Here is an 18,000-nt window from a genome sequence, read left to right as displayed (position 1 = left end):
GTTATTGCTCCGCGTTCGCAGGCTTGGCCTGATCAGGGGCTGACGGGGTTGCGGTCACCGGTTTGACATCCGGCTTGGCCCACCAGGTCATCAGGCCGATATCGGAAAGCGCTTTGGCCCTGGGATGGTCGAGGTGATTCCAGTAAGCCACCCGCCAGGTCTTGATGTGCCAGTTCGGGACGACGTAAAAGCCCCACAGCAGCACGCGGTCCAGCGCCTTGGTATGGGTGATCAGGCTTTGCCGTGAGTCGGCGTTGATCAGGCCGTTGACCAGCGAGTCCACCGCAGGGTCCTTGAGGCCCATGAAGTTACGGCTGCCCGGGTTGTCGGCGCTGGATGAGTCGAAGTACACGCGCTGCTCGTTACCGGGCGAGCTGGACTGCGGATAGCCCGTGACGATCATGTCGTAGTCCCGCGAGCGTAGGCGGTTGATGTATTGCGACACGTCGGCCCGACGAATCACCAGTTCGATACCCAGGTCGCTCAGGTTGCGCTTGTAAGGCAGCAGAATGCGCTCGAACTCGGTCTGGGCAATCAGAAACTCTAGTTTTACCGGGTTGCCCTGCGCGTCGACCATCTTGTCGTCGACGATCTTCCAGCCCGCCTCCTGCAACAGCTGGAAGGCCCGACGCTGCTGCGGCCGGATCATGCCGCTGCCATCGGTGACCGGCAGGGTGAAGGGTTCGCTGAACACGCGATCCGGAATCTTGCCGCGCAACGGTTCGAGAAGCTTGAGTTCTTCGGCGGACGGCAGGCCGCTGGCGGCCATTTCCGAGTTGTCGAAATAACTTTTGGTGCGGCTGTACGAGCCGTTGAACAGCTGTTTGTTGGTCCACTCGAAGTCCAGCAGCAGAGTCAGCGCCTCGCGGACCCTGACGTCCTGAAACACCGGCTTGCGCAGGTTGAAGACAAAACCCTGCATGCCGGTCGGGTTGCCGTTGGGCAGCTCTTCCTTGATCAGCCTGCCGTCGCGCACTGCGGGCGTGTCGTAGGCGGTCGCCCAGTTCTTGGCACTGGTTTCGATCCAATAGTCGAATTGCCCGGCCTTGCCGGCCTCCAGCGCGACCGTGTTGTCGCGGTAGTAGTCGGTGGTCAGTACGTCGAAGTTGTAGAAGCCCTTGTTGATCGGCAAGTCCTTAGCCCAGTAGTCCTTGACCCGCTCATAGCTCACCGAACGGCCGGCCTTCACCTCGGCAACCTTGTAAGGTCCGCTGCCCAGCGGGAAGTCCAGGTTGCCTTTGCTGAAGTCGCGATCAGCCCAGAAATGCTTGGGCAGCACCGGCAACTGGCCAAGGATCAACGGCAACTCGCGGCTGCCCTTGTGCTTGAATTTGAACAGCACACGCAACGGATCTTCGACGATGACCTGGTCGACGTCGGCGTAGTAGCCCTTGTACATGGGCGAGCCATGCTCCATCAGGGTCTTGAAGCTGAATTCGACATCGTCGGCGCGGATCGGGTGGCCGTCATGAAAGCGCGCCTCGGGCCGCAGATAGAAGCGCACCCAGCTGTTGTCCGGGGATTTCTCGATCTTGCCCGCGACCAGCCCGTATTCGGTGAACGGCTCATCCAGGCTCGAGCGGGCCAGGGTGTCGTAGATCATACCGATGTCGTCTGCCGGTACGCCCTTGTTGATGAATGGGTTGAGACTGTCAAAGCCGCCGAAGCCTGCCTGGCGCAGCGTGCCGCCTTTGGGAGCATCCGGGTTCACGTAGTCGAAATGCTTGAAATCAGCCGGGTATTTCGGCGCTTCGTCGTACAGCGTCACGCCGTGCAGTGGCGCAGCCTGTACCGTGCAGGCGAGGCTGGCCAGCAGCAGACCGGCTGCCTGCGAGCGCAGGGAGTGCAGAGGGTTCATCGGGGCTTCTCCAGAGTCTTGAGCCACCACGCACGCAGCCCCAGGGTGTAGGGCGGGGTAGTGACCATGGCGAATCGGTTGCGATAGGCAAGCCGATGATTGTTCAGATACCAGTTGGGAATGCTGTAGTGCTGCGACAGCAGTACGCGGTCCAGTGCCCGCGCTGCGGCGACCTGTTCGTCGCGGGTCTGTGCGGCCAGCAGTTTGTTCAGCAGGGCATCGATCACCGGGTTGGCGATGCCCGCGTAGTTCTTGCTGCCGTTGATCGCGGCCTGACTGGAATGGAAGTATTGCCACTGCTCCAGACCGGGGCTCAGGGTCTGTTGCAGGGTCATCAGAATCATGTCGAAATCGAAACGGTCAAGACGTTGTTTGTACTGGGCGCGGTCGACGGTGCGCAGCCCCGCATTGATCCCCAGGCGACGCAGGTCTTCGATGTAAGGCTGCAGAATGCGTTCAAGGTTGGGGTTGACCAGCAGGATCTCGAAGCGCAAGGGTTGCTTGTCGGCATTGAGCAACCCCTTGTCCGACAGCGTCCAGCCTGCCTCGGCAAGCAGCTTCAGGGCCTTGCGCAAGGTCTCGCGCGGGATCCCGCCGCCATCTGTCTTCGAAGGAGTGAACGGCTGTGTGAACAGGCTGGCGGGCAGTTGATCGCGATAGGGCGCCAGGAGCAGCCATTCGGCCCCGGTCGGCAAGCCCGTCGCAGAAAATTCGCTGTTGGGGTAGTAGCTGATCGAGCGGTCATAGGCGTCGCTGAACAGCGTGCGATTGGTCCATTCGAAATTGAACAATAGCCCCAGGGCTTCGCGCACGCGGATGTCGGCGAAGGCGGCGCGCCGGGTGTTCATGAACAGGCCCTGGGTCTGGGTCGGTATGCGGTGCGGGATCTGCGCCTTGATCACCTGACCGTTGGCCACCGCAGGGAAGTCATAGCCATTGGCCCAGTTCTTGGCCTGATGCTCGATGTAGATGTCGAATTCGCCCGCCTTGAACGCTTCGAACGCCACGTCGCTGTCGCGGTAGAACTCGACCTCGACCCGGTCGAAATTGTATTTGCCCCGGTTGACCGGCAGGTCCTTGCCCCAGTAATCCTTGACCCGCTCGAACACCAGTTGCCGCCCAGGCTGGACGCGGGTGATGCGGTAGGGGCCGCTGCCCAGCGGCGGCTCGAAGGTGGTCGCCTTGAAATCCCGGTCTTTCCAGTAATGCTGCGGCAGCACCGGCAGTTCGCCCAGGCGCAGGATCAGCAGCGGGTTGCCTGAGCGCTTGAAAACAAACCGGATGCGATGACGATTGAGGATGTCGACGCGCTGCACCTCCTGCAGGGCGGTGCGGTATTGAGGGTGACCGTCCTTGAGCAGTGTCCGGTAGGAAAACGCCACGTCGTAGGCGGTGATGGGCTTGCCGTCGTGGAAGCGCGCCTGCGGGCGCAGGTTGAACACTACCCAGCTGCGGTCCTCGCTGTATTCCACCGACTGGGCGATCAGCCCGTAACTGGATGTCGGTTCGTCGCCGGACGGGTCGTACTGGCCTGTGCCGACCATCAGCGGTTCGTTCAGCTCGTTGACGCCATACTGCAGGAAGTTGCCGGTCGAGACCGGGCTGCTGCCCTTGAATGTGTAGGGGTTGAGTGTGTCGAACGTGCCGAAGGCCATCATTCTCAGGGTGCCACCTTTCGGCGCCTCGGGATTGACCCAGTCGAAATGAGTGAAACTGGCCGGGTACTTGAGAACGCCAAACTGCGCATAACCATGACTTTCAGTGATGGCTGCGTTGGCGCAGAAGCTCAAGGCCAGGCTGATGGTTAGCAGGAAGGGACGTATCACGATCCAGGCGGCTTGGGCTTTCGGGTCGCTAACAGTAACAGCTTGTTCCTGCTGGAAAAAGACTGCAGGTGATGGCACTGGCGGGGCTGCGTCGGCCACCCGCCCCAAGGTTATCGAAGGGCAAGTGGCCGGGATCATCAGTGTGGCAGGTAAACGGTCAGGGTCTGGCCGGGTTTGAGGGCCTGCCCGCTACGTGGATTCCAGCGCTTGAGATGTTGCATCTCGACGTTGAAGCGCTTGGCGACCAGGTACATCGAGTCGCCTTTCTGGATCTTGTACTGCATGGATTTCTTTTCGCCGTCCTTGCCACCGGTGCTGGCGACCGCCTTGCTGGCGGCTTTGCCGGCAGGTTTGCTGGTGTCCTGCATGACCAGCGCCTGCCCGACCTTGAGCTTTTTGCCGGTCAGCTTGTTCCAGCGTTGCAGGTCCTCGACATCAACCTTGTTGGCCTGCGCGATGGTGGTCAGGTTGTCGCCACTTCTGACCTTGTAGGTGCGCGTCCGGGCCGGCTTGTCATTGCTGGCCAGCGCCTCGAACACGGGTTGTGAATTCTGCATGCCGGGCTTGACCGGTATGCTCAGCGACTGACCGATCTTCAGGCGGTTGCCGGACAGCTTGTTATTGCCCTTGAGCGAGCTGACCGTAACCTGATAACGACTTGCCAGGCTTTCCAGGGTATCGCCCTTACGCACCCGGTAAGGCTGCCAGGCGACCAGTTCTTCCTGTTTCATGGTCAGCAGGCTGGCCGTCAGCAGTTGCGCCTTGGAGGTGGGCACCAGCAGGTGCTGGGGGCCATCGACGGTCAGGCGCTTCTTGTAGGCGGGGTTGAGCTGGATAAGCTCGTCTTCGTCGATGTCGGCGGCGCTGGCGACTTTGGACAGGTCGACACGCTTGTTGAGCTCGACGACTTCGAAGTAGGGCTGGTTGGCGATCGGGTTCAGGTTGACGCCATAGGCTTCTGGCGATAGCACCACCTGGGACAGGGCCAGCAGCTTGGGTACGTAGTCGCGGGTTTCCTGCGGCAGCGGCAGGTTCCAGTAGTCGGTCGGCAGGTTAAGCTTGTCATTGCGCTCGATGGCGCGGCTCACCGTGCCTTCACCGGCATTGTAGGCGGCGAGGGCCAGCAGCCAGTCACCGTTGAACATGTCGTGCAGGCGGGTCAGGTAATCCAGTGCCGCAACGGTCGAGGCCTGGATGTCGCGACGTCCGTCGTAAAAGCTGGTCTGGCGCAGGTTGAAGTAACGCCCGGTCGACGGGATGAACTGCCAGAGGCCGACCGCCTGGCTGCGCGAAACGGCCATCGGGTTGTAGGCGCTTTCGATGACCGGAAGCAGGGCCAGTTCCAGCGGCATGTTGCGTTCTTCAAGGCGCTCGACGATGTAGTGCATGTACAGGCTGCCGCGCTCGCCAGCGTTTTCCAGAAAGGAAGGGTTGTTGGCGAACCACAGGCGCTGCTGATCGATGCGGGGGTTCTGATCGTTGCCTTGTTGCAGTTGAAAGCCCTGACGCATGCGCTCCCAGACATCCTGTGGAGGTGCGAGAGGGGTGGCAGGCTTGTGAGACAGAAAAACCGGTTTTTGCTTGATGCCGGCGGCCAGGTTAGGCGCGCGATGGCTACTGACCGGGTCGACGCTGGCGGTGCTCTGGCAACCGGCCAGAAGGGCACTCGCGGTGACAGCCATGGCCTGAGCCAACCGAGTCAATGCGTCCGAATGTGAAGGCTTGCTGGTAGATGACGACATTGTTCGGGGGGTACATCCAGACGAAAATGTCGGGCGATTCTAGGAAGCAGCCTGCCGTCGGTCAACCTTTCAGAATTTTATTGCGGTTTTACGGTCTGGTCAGAACTTATCTTTCCATGCCCTCAAGCAGGCAAAGACCGCACTTTGCGAGGTGTTTTGCCCGCCGCTCCGTTCGTCCGCTTTTTCTTTAACGGATGTTTCCCCGGTACGCAGAAAGGGATTGGTGCGTTTTTCCAGTGCCAGATTTGACGGAAGACTGATGCGATTTTCGCTGCGCCAGCGGGTCACTTCCGCAAGGCGTTCGGCAATATCGACATTGTCGGGCTCGACGGCCTGTGCAAAGCGCAGATTGCTCAGCGTGTATTCGTGAGCGCAGTAGATCAATGTGCTGTCCGGCAGCTCGGCCAGGCGGCCGAGCGAATCGTGCATCTGTTGCGGTGTACCTTCGAACAGCCGTCCACAGCCAGCGGCAAACAGCGTGTCGCCGCTAAACAGCAGGGGGGTCGTGGCGTCTTCATGATAAAACGCGATATGACCCAGCGTATGGCCTGGAACCGCATGCACCACAAATTCCAGGCCCAGAACGGTCAGCCGGTCATTGTCGACCAGCGCGATGTCGCGCGCCGGTATGGTCTCGGTCGCAGGGCCCAGCACGCGGGCGGCAGTCGACTGCTTGAGTTCCGCAACACCGCCCACATGATCATTGTGGTGGTGCGTGATCAGAATATCGGTCAGCCGGTAGTCGGGATTCTGCGCCAGCCAGCCCAGCACCGGCTTTGCGTCGCCCGGATCGACGACAGCGCACTGCTGGCTCGAAAGGTCTTGTAACAACCATATGTAGTTGTCATTGAAAGCAGGAAGGGCGTGGATCTGTATCATGGCGCAGTTCGCATAGCGGCGGACAATGGTGCATCTTAGAGTCTGTTGCCGCTGTATGCGAGCACCTCTGGAGGAGAACTCATGACCGATGAAGCGTTCGCTCAGGCTGATCCTGAGTGGCTTGCATTGATCCGCGCTGCCCGCGAATGGCTTTCCGGGCCGCTCGGGCAGCTTCTGCTCGAAGAGGAACGGCGCGTTCTCGACGAAGAACTGGGGCGATATTTCGGTGGCTATCTGGTGCATTACGGCCCATCGGCGCAAACCCCGCCGGTGGCTCCCCAGGTGCAGCGCAATGTACGCCTCGGTGCGCCGTTGCCGGGTGTCGAGATCGTCTGTGAGGAACAGGCGTGGCCATTGAGTGAGCACGCGGCCGATGTCGTGGTGCTGCAGCACGGCCTGGATTTCTGCCTGTCGCCCCACGGCCTGCTGCGCGAAGCGGCCAGCAGCGTGCGGCCGGGCGGGCACTTGCTGATTATCGGCATCAACCCCTGGAGCACCTGGGGCATACGCCACGTTTTCGCCCGGGATGCGTTGCGCAAGGCACGCTGCATTTCATCCTCGCGGGTCGCTGACTGGCTGAATCTGCTGGGCTTCGCGCTGGAGAAACGGCGCTTCGGATGCTATCGTCCGCCCCTTGCTTCAGCAGCATGGCAGTCGCGTCTTGCAGGGCTTGAAAGCCTTGGCGAGGGACGTCAGAGCCCTGGTGGCGGCTTCTACGTACTGGTAGCGCGCAAACTGGTGGTAGGTCTCAGGCCCTTGCGCCAGGTGCGCCGCGACCCCATCGGCAAGCTGATCCCCATGCCGATGGCCAAGGTCAGCCGCAATACTCAGGATCAGGCTTGAATAACGCCTTGCTGCACATGAAGCCCATCATTCTGGAAAGGTCGTAATGAGCGATAGTGTTGAACTCTTCACCGATGGTGCCTGCAAGGGCAATCCCGGCCCGGGCGGGTGGGGAGCCCTGCTGGTGTGCAAGGGCGTCGAGAAAGAGCTGTGGGGTGGCGAAGCCAATACCACCAACAACCGTATGGAACTGACCGGTGCGATTCGCGGGCTTGAGGAACTCAAGCGCCCCTGCGAAGTGACGCTGGTGACCGACTCTCAGTACGTGATGAAAGGCATTACCGAGTGGATGGCCAACTGGAAGAAGCGCGGCTGGAAAACCGCCGCCAAAGAGCCGGTCAAAAATGCCGATCTTTGGCAGCTTCTGGATGAACAGGTCAGTCGCCACACGGTGAAATGGCAGTGGGTGCGTGGGCATATCGGCCACCCTGGCAACGAGCGTGCCGACCAGCTCGCCAACCGTGGCGTCGACGAAGTGCGTGGCATCCGGCACGGCTAGACGCACAAGGGCTTGCAACGGCCGCTGCGTGCTAGAATCGCGGCCTGTACATGAGGCAACAGTCAATGGCATTGCAAAATCTGGATAACAGATCGATCGTCCTGGATACCGAAACCACCGGTATGCCGGTGACGGATGGTCACCGCATCATCGAGATCGGTTGCGTCGAGTTGATCGGTCGCCGCCTGACCGGTCGGCATTTTCACGTTTACCTGCAACCTGATCGCGAAAGTGACGAAGGCGCGATCGGTGTTCACGGTATCACTAACGAGTTTCTGGTCGGCAAGCCGCGGTTTGCCGAAGTCGCCGATGAATTCTTCGAGTTCATCAAGGGCGCGCAGCTGATCATTCACAACGCAGCGTTCGACGTTGGTTTCATCAACAACGAATTTGCCTTGATGGGTTCGCAGGACAGGGCGGATATCACTCAGCACTGTTCGATTCTCGACACCCTGATGATGGCGCGAGAGCGTCACCCGGGTCAGCGCAACAGTCTGGATGCACTGTGCAAGCGCTACGGCGTCGACAACTCGGGTCGTGAGCTGCACGGCGCATTGCTCGACTCCGAGATTCTGGCCGACGTCTATCTGGCGATGACCGGCGGGCAGACCAGCCTGTCGCTGGCTGGCAATGCCTCCGACGGCAATGGCTCGGGCGAAGGCTCCGGCAACCGGGGCAGCGAAATTCGCCGCCTGCCCGCCGATCGCAAGCCTTGCCGCATCATTCGCGCCTCTGAAAGTGAGCTGGCCGAGCATGAAGTGCGTATGAGCACCATCGCCAAGGCTTGCGGTGCTTCTCCACTCTGGGTACAGATGCTGGAAGCGGGAGCACAGGCATCTTCCTGACAGCAAGCGGCAAAGGTGACATGAACGTGGCACATCCTGCTTTGAGCATTCGGGTTGCAGACGAATGCTTCGAGGACTACATCCTCAACAGCGAATTCACGTTTACAGTGCTTGGCTATGCCCAGCCGCGTATTGGCGAGCGCGTGGATTCATGGCCGGTCGAGCTGGTCGAGCCGTACAGCAAGAATTACGGCATCGACTCTCAGGAATTTGCCGATCATCGCGACGCCGCTACCAGTTCGGTGATGGTTGCCTGGCTGGATGACCATCCCGTCGGTCATATCGTGATGAGCACTCACTGGAGCGGCTTTGCCTACATTGACGAGTTGGCAGTAGACGAGTCGGCGCGCCGTCATGGCGTCGCACGCTCATTGCTCGACGCCGCGCAATTCTGGACTCGCAAGCGCAATCTGCCGGGCATCGTTCTGGAAACGCAGAACAATAATCTGGGTGCCTGCAGGCTGTACGAGAGTTGCGGCTACGTAGTCGGTGGGGTGGATCACATGCGCTATCGGGGCATCGATCCGAACACTCGTGAAACGGCAATTTTCTGGTATCTGATCTTTTCGGACTGACAGCTTCCCGCTGGCCATGCAGCCTGAGCGGGAATGCTGCCGGTGTTACGTGGGTGTGCGGGTGATCTTTATGCCTGATTGCACCAGCTCAAAGTCCTCACCACCCAAATGCTTGACCCGGTCGCCGATTGCCAGTCTGTAGGTGATCACCGGTTGCCCGCCCTGCGCCGCATCCGGCTGCGATTCCTGGAACTCATGAACCGGATAAACGCGACCTTCGGCGTCCCTGGCATGAAATTGTCCGACGAGAACTGAAGCCATTTGCTCTGTAACCTCTGAAACTGAATATAACTGCTGGTTTACGAATCCATCGAGGCTAGTAGACCACTGATCTATAGGTGAGTTTGCCTTTGAGGGAAAAAATAATCCCTGCTGTTCAAGCGCGTAGGGAATTGACTGGCGCAAAGGTCGTCTAAACCCGGCTTCTGTTCTATACCTAACCTTTCCTTGAATCAGATGACGGATATTTTCATGAGCCAGGTTCATACCATTGCCGTGTTGGTCGGCAGTCTGCGAAAAGAGTCCATCAACCGCAAGATCGCTCTTGCTCTGGCAGAACTGGCACCTGCCAGCCTGAAACTGAATCTCGTCGAGATCGGCGACTTGCCGTTGTACAACGAAGACATCGATGGCGACTCACCGCCGCCTGCATACACCACCTTTCGCGAGCAACTGGGCGCTGCCGACGGCGTGCTGTTTGTCACGCCGGAATACAACCGCTCGGTGCCGGGTGCTCTGAAGAACGCCATTGACGTGGGCTCGCGTCCTTACGGCAAAAGTGCATTCAGCGGCAAGCCGGGCGCAGTGATCAGTGCCTCGCCGGGTGCTGTCGGTGGCTTTGGTGCCAACCATCATCTGCGCCAGTCGCTGGTGTTTCTGGACGTGCTGTGCCTTCAGCAGCCCGAAGCCTATCTTGGCGGTGCCGGGAGCTTTTTCGACGAGTCCGGCGCATTGTCCGATAAAACCAGGCCCTTCCTGCAGAAGTTCATCGATGCCTTCGCTGCCTGGGTCGACAAGAACGGCAGGGCTGCCGCCAACTGATTTTTTTGACGAAGCGCGTCTGCCGATCTATTGCTTTATGTAACGCAGGCGCTTCGGTCCATCCCCATAAGCTGTTTCCTTTTCTCTGTCACGCGCCTGGGCGCTGTGCGCAGAGGCGCCCTCCAAAGGAAACAGTACATGTCAGCAGCTCCCTATTTTTTCAGCGACACTCTGCGCGCGCGATTCACACAAGACATTCATGACGCCGTCGGACAGTCCCGAATCAGCCGTGACGACGGTGCGTGGTTGCAGCTCTTGGCTGCCGAAAGTACCGAGCCAACCAACGATGCGGTTCCCCGAGTCGACAGACTGCTGATAAATGACCAGTTGCCCGTTAATGCGGAATTGGCCGCAGCCTTGTTCATCAGCGATGCAGCCAACCCCTTGGCACGGGTCTTTCTCAGTACCCTGACCTTCGGCATCGAGCAGTTCGAGAGCCGCAGTGCGCTGTTCAGCGCCTTGCAGCAACGATTCGACGATATTACTGCCGTGTCGATCGTCGAGAGCCAGCGCATCGAGGGCTCGCTGTTTGACGCGTGCACGCAGACGGTCATGCGCCAGCAAGCCGGACATCTGCAGCGTCTGGCGGCCGGATTGGAGGCGCTGCCCGATCTTCGAGAGGCGACAGGGAAGGCCTTGCAGGATGTGCTGGTAGAAAGGGGCCTCGACGCCGTTGCCCAGACTGTCCAGCTTGTGCACACGGCGCCCGGTGCTGCTCCGGCAGCGTCTACAGTCATCGGGACTCAGTACCTTGCCGATGCCGCCATGCAGGCGTTTTCCTACGAAGCTCTACCGGAAGGCCAGACACGTCGCTATCTGGATGCCAAGGGGGTGGCGTTGCCCGAGGCACTGGCAATCGTTTTCGATCATGCTCTGGCAGACTCGGCTGCTTCAGTCGGCACTGCGTATGAGCAATTGCTATCTGACTATTGGACGTCTCAGGGGCAGGGCGGGCGCACGCGCCGCGACCTCACCGCTGATGCGCTGGTCGAGTGCTTTCGCCAGCATCTGTTATCGGGCAGGGCGCATCGCACCATGACCGAGGCTGAATACCGCTGCCTGCTGACCCTGCTGCCTTCGCAGTCTGGCGCGCCCGTTGCGCCGGTGCCGAGGGTCAGCAGGTTATCAGTCGTCGTGGCCGGCCAGGACCCCGTCAAGCTGGTCGGCGTATTCCTCATCGATTTCCCCGGAGAGGCGTCACCGGCGGCGTTTCTCTATTCGTCGCAGCCGGGCTTCCTGCGCTTTGGAGATCAGGCTCAGGCCATTGAGCATGTGCTGAGGGGGCCTTCACGCGCCGGGCTGTTGTTTTATTCATCGCTGAACGATCATTCCGTCATCAGCCTGGAAGGTCAGCTTGAGCTGCGTTATGACACGCTCACCGAGGACTTTTTCAGCGAGTTCATCGATGCCCTGATCGCCCTGCAAAAGCGCGACCTGCGCTACGTACTTGACCTGCCAGCCCTTCACTCCGAAAAAAATCCGGCGCGGATCGACGATGCACTGGACATCCGCAAGCTGCTCGATGGTCGGCTATTGAACATGCACGACGCAGGGCGCTGGCGTCAGGACCGGCTTGGCTTTGACAGCGTCTGGGGCCCCGCTGCCCAGAGCAGTGTCGGTGAGCGGCCGAACGTGATTTCAGATCCGTCCTACAACTGGATGGGCAAGCTGAAAAAGCTCGACACCTTGCTCGGCAGCATCGATGCCATGCATGCCGGTGCAGATGGCTGCATGCATCGCGCGCTGAACCTCTATCTGGCGTTGATCGGCGGTCCGCTTCTGGATGCCCGCAAGCTCTGGGTATTGGCGGATGTCGCTGAGGCCAAGCCGGTGCCAGTGCTGACGCTGGCGCTGGACCGGGTGTGCGGTTACGCAAGCGCTCCTCTGACTGACAGCGTTGTTCTCGCAGGACAGATCACCCCGGTGGCGGGTCAACCTGTGCAACGTCTGCCCCTGGCATTGCTTGAGCAGATACTGATCTGCGTGCAGGCAGATTTTGCCCAGCGCTTCGAGGCGCAGATCAGCGAGTTCTACTCACGCACGATTCGCCAACGGGACACCAGCATGCATCCCGGCGTGATATCAGCTCTGGTTCGGGAGTACTCGCTACGCCTCGAATTGCTGGTTGAAAGGCGCACGGCCACGCTGCCTGTGGTTTTCATCGACAACATACAGCAGGTCATCGACAGGCCGTTGCCGGCACTTCGGGAGGGGTTGGGCGAGGCGCGCGTCGATGCATTCGGGGTGACGGTCGAGTACGACCCGCAGGCGCCTGCCATCAAGGTACCCAATGCTTTTGTGGTCGCTGGCAGGCTTCCCGATAGCCAGCCCGTCCTGTGGATACTGGAGCAGGGACTCATCTGTTTCGAAACACGGGAGTTGCTGGAAGCGTATGTAGCCGGGCGACTGGCAGGTATAGAACTGGGCTCGCAGGTATCAGGGGTAATCGCCGAACCTGACCGACGCATGTTACTCGACCAGCGTACCCGTCGAGGGACGCTTGAGCTCAAGGTCGTCCTGCAACCCATTGAAGGGCATTTTATCGAGACATTGCAGCGCGACGAGGTCGAGCGCCAACAGCGCACGGTGGCGGATCTTTATCGGCAATCCATAGCCTGGCAGGTGCCATCGGAACTGTTCGTCAACCTGCTGAGTGCCGCAGAGCGGGATGACCGAAATCGCCAGGCCCTCAACTCCTTGGGAGTCGCCATTCAATTCATCATTTACAAGGCGCTCGTACCTTCATGGGTCAGCGATGCGTCGAAGCGTGATCAGGTCATTCTGGTCGAGGTCCTGCGACGGTTTTATGTGACCTGTGTCGGCGAGAAGGACTTTCTGTTCGATATTCCAAGCTTTTACGATTATTCCCTTGAGCAGCTCAAACGCAGGATCGACAAGGACTTCGCAGAGCCCCGTCCTGATCCTGAAAATGTGCGTGTTTCCCTGACGCACTATGTTCCCGCCCCGGTGGCACCAGGCGAGGTGCCCCAGTCGGTGCCTGCGGCAGTCCAAACCGTCAGCGAAAACCTGGTGGAGTTTGCAATCAACCGCTTTCTGTCCAGGCAGGACGGGGTCATTCTGCTCTCCTCAAAGGATGACACGCCGCTGAACGCGGCCCTGACACCGGCGTATCTACGCGAACTGGTAGCGTCGCTGGACATCGCCGCGAGTTACCGCAGCATGCTGAACTCGGTGCTGTCCGAGACGACGCCGGATTATATCGAACGCCGCAAACTGTTCGTCGAACAGGTTCCTTCGCTGGATATTCTGCGAGCCTTCACCTCCAAGCTGAAAAACGAGCTGTCCGAGCAGGCGTATCGGATTGTCGAAAACGTATTGACCATGCCTGATGCGGTCGCGCGCCTGCCAGTCAATGGCTGCCAGATAATCATCAGCCCCTTGAAGCTGCTACCGGCCAAGGAGGGCTGGGAACCGACTGCGGTACTGAATACCTACGTGATGGGGCCAAAGGAAAATCAGCCGGGACCGTGGGTGCTTTACGCGCCCTTGCATGACGAATTCGTCTTCAAGGAGTACGCAGATCAGGCTGCGCTGGTATTGGACATACACACCTCTGCGTATTTTCAAGCGTACATTCTGGACCGTATCGACCCGGATTTGCGCAAGATTTACGACAACGGTGGTTTCATGGAACCACACCTGCCTTTCAGCGCCGAGTCCTCTTTCGACGTACCTTTTGAGCGTCCTGCCCCTGTCACCGTGCACATCGATCCCTATGAGGGCAATTGCCTGTTGCTGATGTTCAAAGGCGCTGTGGATATCCTGAAGCTGCAGGTCAAGCAGTACAGCGTCACCAATGCCGAACATCGCCGCGCGGCGACGCAGTACCTGTTCACGCTGGGCGCAGAGCAATTCATGGCGCTCATGCCCGGACGCCTGGGGGCACTGATTGGCATCATTCAGGGACAGACATTGTTGAATCTGTCACTCATCTCGGCAACGGATCAGCAATGGGGGCAGGCCATTTCGGAGTTCATGGCGGCCCTGAGCGTGATGATTTCTTCCGGACAGAACCCTGCGGAAGTCGCATCCCTGACAGCTCGAGAGAACAGTACTCTGGTGGATGACGCCACGTCGCCCGACCCGCTGGTGCAATTGATCGAGGGCGCTGATACGTTCGAGTTCTCTTGGGGGAACAGCTCCCTGACACAACAGATACGGGAGCGCTTACGCGAGTTCGAAGTTCACGACATGGCCTTGTACACGCTGCAGCGCGACGAGCTGTTAAGCGTCTACCGGGATCCTGTTACCGGCAGGTCGTATGCAGCCATCGGTGGGAAAACCTATGAGTTGCTGTCCGATGAAGATGGCTGGTTCATCGTGTCGGGCAGCAAAATCGGTCCCTCGGTGAGCCTGGATGCGGATCAGCAATGGAGGCTGGACATCCCGGGCGGGCTGCGCGGCGGAGGTGGGGCGCTGACCCGAATGGAAGGCAGCCTGGTCGACGACCTGGTTGACGAGATAATGGTTGTCAGCGCTCGAGGCATGCCCGAGATTCGTCATCGCCACCGGGATATGGCCCAGTCTATCGAAGATGCCTGCCTGCAGGCGCGCAGCTATCTGGAAAACGCCTTGGACAACCTGACCAGACGCTTGCCGGACAACACGCTGGATCCGCGTGCGGAAAAAATATTAAGCGATTTTTTTGCACAGAAGGTGCCCGACGATCGACTGCGTGAAGTCACTAAAAAGGCGGTCACCGACCTGTATCAGGAGTTGATTGACCCTTCGATGTCGCCCATCGACTCGAAACGCTATGTCATCGGCGTCAATCGAATGGGTAACGAGTCGGCCAGCGCGTTCATGTTTGAAGCAGACCCGGCGCGACGGATTTTTCTGACGGAGCAGTTCTTTCGACTGCCGACCTATCGATTGAAGCTCAGCGCGCAACGGGCCGGGGAATTCAAGTTTCCTCAGCATTACCGGGCCGCGATCCTGATTCATGAGTTATCGCATATGGTGCTGAAAACGGACGACATTGCTTATGTGGACTCGCAGGCCCCGTTCATTGACTTGCTTGAAGATGCACCGAACTATCGACTGCGGATCAGGAATGAACTGATTTATCAGCAGCAAAAGACGCTGTCCTTTCAGACTGATCGCGACAAATTGTTCAAGCAGCTGGAGGAGGATTCATGGCGCGACCTGAGGCGCACGGACGGCAACGGAAAACAGACCATTTTGCGCATCTCTGGCAAGAGCACGCTGGAAAAAGCGCGTGACGTATTTTACGAAGACGTCCACAAACGGACCGACATCATGCTCAAAAATGCCGACTCGGTGGCCTTGCTGGTCACATTGCTGGGGCGAGAGCGATTTGTGAAGCCCTGACGCGCTGCCCCCTGCATACCGCATCGCGCGGCTTCTGCGTCAGACCAGATAATGACGCAGTTCCCGGGCGATCAGCAGGCGCTGGATCTCGCTGGAGCCTTCGTATATCTGAGTGATGCGCGCGTCCCGGTAGTAACGCTCGACCGGATAGTCCTCCAGGTAGCCATAGCCGCCATGAATCTGGATCGCCTTGGAGCACACCCACTCGGCCATTTCAGAGGCGAACAGCTTGGCTTGAGACGCTTCCGACAGGCACGCTTGCCCGGCGCTGCGCAGCCGCGCAGCGTGCAGGGTCAGCAGGCGCGCGGCGTTGATGCGGGTGTGCATGTCGGCCAGCAGATTGGCAATGCTTTGATGTTCGATGATCGGTTTGTCGAACTGCACGCGTTCCCGCGCATACGCCAGGGCTGCTTCGAAGGCGGCGCGGGCGATGCCCAGTGCCTGCGCGGCGATGCCGATGCGGCCGCCTTCCAGGTTGGAGAGGGCGATAGACAGGCCCTTGCCACGCTCACCCAGCAGATTCGCAGCCGGGATTCGGCAGTTATTCAAGGTGACTGCGCAGGTGTCCGATGCGCGGATGCCCATCTTGTGCTCGCTGCGATCCACCACGAAACCGGGGTTCTCGGTCGGCACCAGAAAGGCTGACAGGCCCTTTTTGCCGAGCGACGGGTCGGTCACGGCAAACACGATAGCCAGTTGTGCCCGTTTGCCATTGCTGACGAACTGCTTGGCGCCGTTGATCACCCACTCATCGCCCTGCAACTCGGCACGGGTCCGCAGATTGTGGGCTTCAGAACCTGCATGCGGTTCGGTCAGACAAAAACAGCCGATGGCCCGGCCTGTGGCCAGTTTTTCCAGCCAGGCATGCTTCTGCTCGTCGGTCCCGTAGTTGAGAACCGGCCCGCAGCCCACCGAGCTGTGAACACTCATCAGCGTGCCGGTGGCAGCGTCGGCGGCAGAGATTTCCTCAACCGCCAAGGCGTAGGCGACGTAATCGATGTAGGTGCCACCCCATTGCTCCGGCACCACCATGCCGAGCAGGCCCAGCTCACCGAGCTTGGCGACCAGCGCGTCATCGATCCAGCCGGCTTTTTCCCAGGCCTGGGCATACGGAGCGATTTCATTGCGCGCGAAGTCGCGCGCCATGTCGCGAATCATTACCTGCTCTTCAGTCAATTCAAGGTCGTGCACGGCTCAATTCTCCAGACCGCTGAAGAAACTCTGCACCTGCGCGGCACTGACGTCCTGCGCGCTGGCGTGTTTCCATTGCGGCTTCTTGTCTTTATCGATGATCAGCGCGCGTATGCCCTCGATCAGGTCACCGCGTTCGAACCATTGGCGGTCCAGATGCAACTCCATGGCGAAGCAGGCCTGCAGCGGCAGATGACGACCGCGGCGCAGCATCTCCAGGGTTACGGCCATGCCCAGCGGCGAGTGAGCTTTCATTCGACTGACGGTGTCCAGCGCCCACTCACGGGTGTCGCCGATGACCACCTGTTGCAGTTGTTCGAGCATGCTGGGGATATCCGGCAAGCCAAAAAAGTGGTCGATGGCGTGGCGCAGTGCTTCCAGCGGCGGGGAGGGCAGACGCTGAGTCGCCAGCTTGGCCAGTGCACCCTGCAGGTCCTTGAGTGGGGTCGACTTCCACTTCAGATGATCGAGCATATGATCGAGGCGCGGCAGCAGTTCGCTGTTCATGGACCAGTTGGCAAGGCCGCAGTACAGCGCATCGGCGGCACCGATCTGTGACCCGGTCACGCCCAGCCAGGTACCCAGTTCGCCGGGCAGCCGCGAGAGAAAATAACTGCCGCCGACATCAGGGAAATAACCAATGGCGACTTCGGGCATGCCGAGGCGACTGCGCTCGGTGACTACGCGCAGGTCGGCGCCCTGGACCAGCCCCATGCCGCCGCCCAGCACCAGACCATCCATGAGGGCCAGTACCGGCTTGCGGTAACGGTGAATGACCAGGTCCAGCTCGTACTCTTCGGCAAAAAATGTAGAGTGCAGATCCTGGCCGTTCTTGTGGCTTTCATACAGCGAACGGATATCGCCACCGGCGCAGAACGCCTTGTCGCCTGCGCCACGCAGGACCACTGCATGAACCGAGGGGTCGTCGGCCCAGCGGTCAAGTTGCTGGCGAAGTGTGCGGACCATGTCCAGATCGATTGCGTTCAGGCCTTCCGGACGATTGAGGGTCAAGTGTCCGATGTGGTTACGCACGTCGATAACGATCGAATCCCGGCTGGCGGATGGTCGAACCGGGCGGGCGGATGAAACCTGTGAACTCATTCTGAACTCCTTGTTCGGTTACGCTTTTTTCTTATTCGAGCTTTCGAGCGTCGCAGAAGATCCTAGCAGCGCAAATGTGCAAAGCAAAACTGCGTTTAAGCATAGTCTGAAGTTTCAGATATCCACTGTTTTAGCGCATTCGCGGGTGTCTGAGCGTCGCTGTATCGGAATGACCGACGCGAATCATTGCCTGGCGGATGAGTATTATGACTGTCATTAATGTCACAAAAGGGAATTCCTCAGGTGTA

The 18,000-nt window shown here is 59.6% G+C and carries 13 protein-coding genes; 6 read left to right on the top strand and 7 right to left on the bottom strand.

From position 1 onward, the window contains the following. Position 1 precedes the first annotated feature (1 nt). The 4 genes from JOE33_RS05390 to gloB form a co-directional block, all read right to left on the bottom strand. The gene (locus tag JOE33_RS05390; protein ID WP_122528777.1) at positions 2–1,858 is read right to left on the bottom strand and encodes an extracellular solute-binding protein; all 1,857 of its coding nucleotides are present in this window, start codon (positions 1,856–1,858) and stop codon (positions 2–4) included. Beyond that, complete coding sequence (locus JOE33_RS05385) at positions 1,855–3,684, bottom strand: extracellular solute-binding protein (protein ID WP_096126075.1); 1,830 nt, start codon at positions 3,682–3,684, stop codon at positions 1,855–1,857. The genes JOE33_RS05390 and JOE33_RS05385 overlap by 4 nt, the downstream gene beginning before the upstream one ends. A 137-nt stretch (positions 3,685–3,821) precedes the next feature. Then, the gene (locus tag JOE33_RS05380; RefSeq protein ID WP_010434394.1) at positions 3,822–5,426 is read right to left on the bottom strand and encodes a LysM peptidoglycan-binding domain-containing protein; all 1,605 of its coding nucleotides are present in this window, start codon (positions 5,424–5,426) and stop codon (positions 3,822–3,824) included. Between the two features lie 99 nt (positions 5,427–5,525). Continuing rightward, on the bottom strand, positions 5,526–6,305 hold the full coding sequence (gene gloB / locus JOE33_RS05375; protein WP_187625686.1) for a hydroxyacylglutathione hydrolase: 780 nt from the start codon (positions 6,303–6,305) through the stop codon (positions 5,526–5,528). 81 nt (positions 6,306–6,386) lie between these two features. On the opposite strand from gloB, the gene JOE33_RS05370 reads away from it, so the two are divergent. From JOE33_RS05370 to JOE33_RS05355, 4 genes are all read left to right on the top strand, one after another. Then, positions 6,387–7,148 carry a methyltransferase domain-containing protein gene (locus JOE33_RS05370; protein ID WP_010434389.1) on the top strand — a complete coding sequence of 254 codons (762 nt, stop codon included), beginning with the start codon at positions 6,387–6,389 and terminating at the stop codon, positions 7,146–7,148. Between the two features lie 46 nt (positions 7,149–7,194). After that, on the top strand, positions 7,195–7,647 hold the full coding sequence (gene rnhA, locus JOE33_RS05365) for a ribonuclease HI (protein WP_010434387.1): 453 nt from the start codon (positions 7,195–7,197) through the stop codon (positions 7,645–7,647). 65 nt (positions 7,648–7,712) lie between these two features. Next, the gene (gene dnaQ, locus JOE33_RS05360; RefSeq protein WP_032612033.1) at positions 7,713–8,492 is read left to right on the top strand and encodes a DNA polymerase III subunit epsilon; all 780 of its coding nucleotides are present in this window, start codon (positions 7,713–7,715) and stop codon (positions 8,490–8,492) included. A gap of 20 nt (positions 8,493–8,512) precedes the next feature. Then, entirely contained in the window at positions 8,513–9,067 is a 555-nt protein-coding gene (locus JOE33_RS05355; RefSeq protein ID WP_010434385.1) for a GNAT family N-acetyltransferase, read from the top strand. 45 nt (positions 9,068–9,112) lie between these two features. Here the strand turns inward: JOE33_RS05355 and JOE33_RS05350 are convergent, their stop codons facing one another. Next, the gene (locus JOE33_RS05350; protein ID WP_010434382.1) at positions 9,113–9,328 is read right to left on the bottom strand and encodes a hypothetical protein; all 216 of its coding nucleotides are present in this window, start codon (positions 9,326–9,328) and stop codon (positions 9,113–9,115) included. Positions 9,329–9,538: 210 nt separating this feature from the next. On the opposite strand from JOE33_RS05350, the gene JOE33_RS05345 reads away from it, so the two are divergent. Continuing rightward, a complete protein-coding gene (locus tag JOE33_RS05345) occupies positions 9,539–10,108 on the top strand; it encodes an NADPH-dependent FMN reductase (protein WP_096126081.1) in 570 nt (189 codons plus the stop codon). 138 nt (positions 10,109–10,246) lie between these two features. Further along, positions 10,247–15,460, top strand: coding sequence for a DUF6543 domain-containing protein (locus JOE33_RS05340; protein WP_187625685.1), 5,214 nt, complete (start codon positions 10,247–10,249; stop codon positions 15,458–15,460). Between the two features lie 39 nt (positions 15,461–15,499). Here the strand turns inward: JOE33_RS05340 and JOE33_RS05335 are convergent, their stop codons facing one another. Together JOE33_RS05335 and JOE33_RS05330 are read right to left on the bottom strand one after the other, a co-directional pair. Beyond that, positions 15,500–16,651: an acyl-CoA dehydrogenase family protein gene (locus tag JOE33_RS05335; RefSeq protein WP_032612029.1), complete on the bottom strand. Its 1,152-nt coding sequence runs from the start codon at positions 16,649–16,651 to the stop codon at positions 15,500–15,502. A 3-nt stretch (positions 16,652–16,654) separates the two neighbouring features. Beyond that, positions 16,655–17,752: an enoyl-CoA hydratase/isomerase family protein gene (locus JOE33_RS05330; RefSeq protein WP_187625684.1), complete on the bottom strand. Its 1,098-nt coding sequence runs from the start codon at positions 17,750–17,752 to the stop codon at positions 16,655–16,657. Positions 17,753–18,000: the final 248 nt, after the last annotated feature.

It is taken from the genome of Pseudomonas sp. PvP027, assembly GCF_017833005.1.
GTDB lineage: Bacteria > Pseudomonadota > Gammaproteobacteria > Pseudomonadales > Pseudomonadaceae > Aquipseudomonas > Aquipseudomonas congelans.
This window is presented reverse-complemented; position numbering and strand designations above follow the sequence as displayed.

What these genes read in the sequence shown, in the direction of transcription:
- JOE33_RS05390 (WP_122528777.1), bottom strand. Translation starts at nt 1,858, where the DNA reads ATGAACCCTCTGCACTCCCTGCGCTCGCAGGCAGCCGGTCTGCTGCTG.
- JOE33_RS05380 (WP_010434394.1), bottom strand. Translation starts at nt 5,426, where the DNA reads ATGTCGTCATCTACCAGCAAGCCTTCACATTCGGACGCATTGACTCGG.
- gloB (WP_187625686.1), bottom strand. Translation starts at nt 6,305, where the DNA reads ATGATACAGATCCACGCCCTTCCTGCTTTCAATGACAACTACATATGG.
- JOE33_RS05370 (WP_010434389.1), top strand. Translation starts at nt 6,387, where the DNA reads ATGACCGATGAAGCGTTCGCTCAGGCTGATCCTGAGTGGCTTGCATTG.
- rnhA (WP_010434387.1), top strand. Translation starts at nt 7,195, where the DNA reads ATGAGCGATAGTGTTGAACTCTTCACCGATGGTGCCTGCAAGGGCAAT.
- dnaQ (WP_032612033.1), top strand. Translation starts at nt 7,713, where the DNA reads ATGGCATTGCAAAATCTGGATAACAGATCGATCGTCCTGGATACCGAA.
- JOE33_RS05355 (WP_010434385.1), top strand. Translation starts at nt 8,513, where the DNA reads ATGAACGTGGCACATCCTGCTTTGAGCATTCGGGTTGCAGACGAATGC.
- JOE33_RS05350 (WP_010434382.1), bottom strand. Translation starts at nt 9,328, where the DNA reads ATGGCTTCAGTTCTCGTCGGACAATTTCATGCCAGGGACGCCGAAGGT.
- JOE33_RS05345 (WP_096126081.1), top strand. Translation starts at nt 9,539, where the DNA reads ATGAGCCAGGTTCATACCATTGCCGTGTTGGTCGGCAGTCTGCGAAAA.
- JOE33_RS05340 (WP_187625685.1), top strand. Translation starts at nt 10,247, where the DNA reads ATGTCAGCAGCTCCCTATTTTTTCAGCGACACTCTGCGCGCGCGATTC.
- JOE33_RS05330 (WP_187625684.1), bottom strand. Translation starts at nt 17,752, where the DNA reads ATGAGTTCACAGGTTTCATCCGCCCGCCCGGTTCGACCATCCGCCAGC.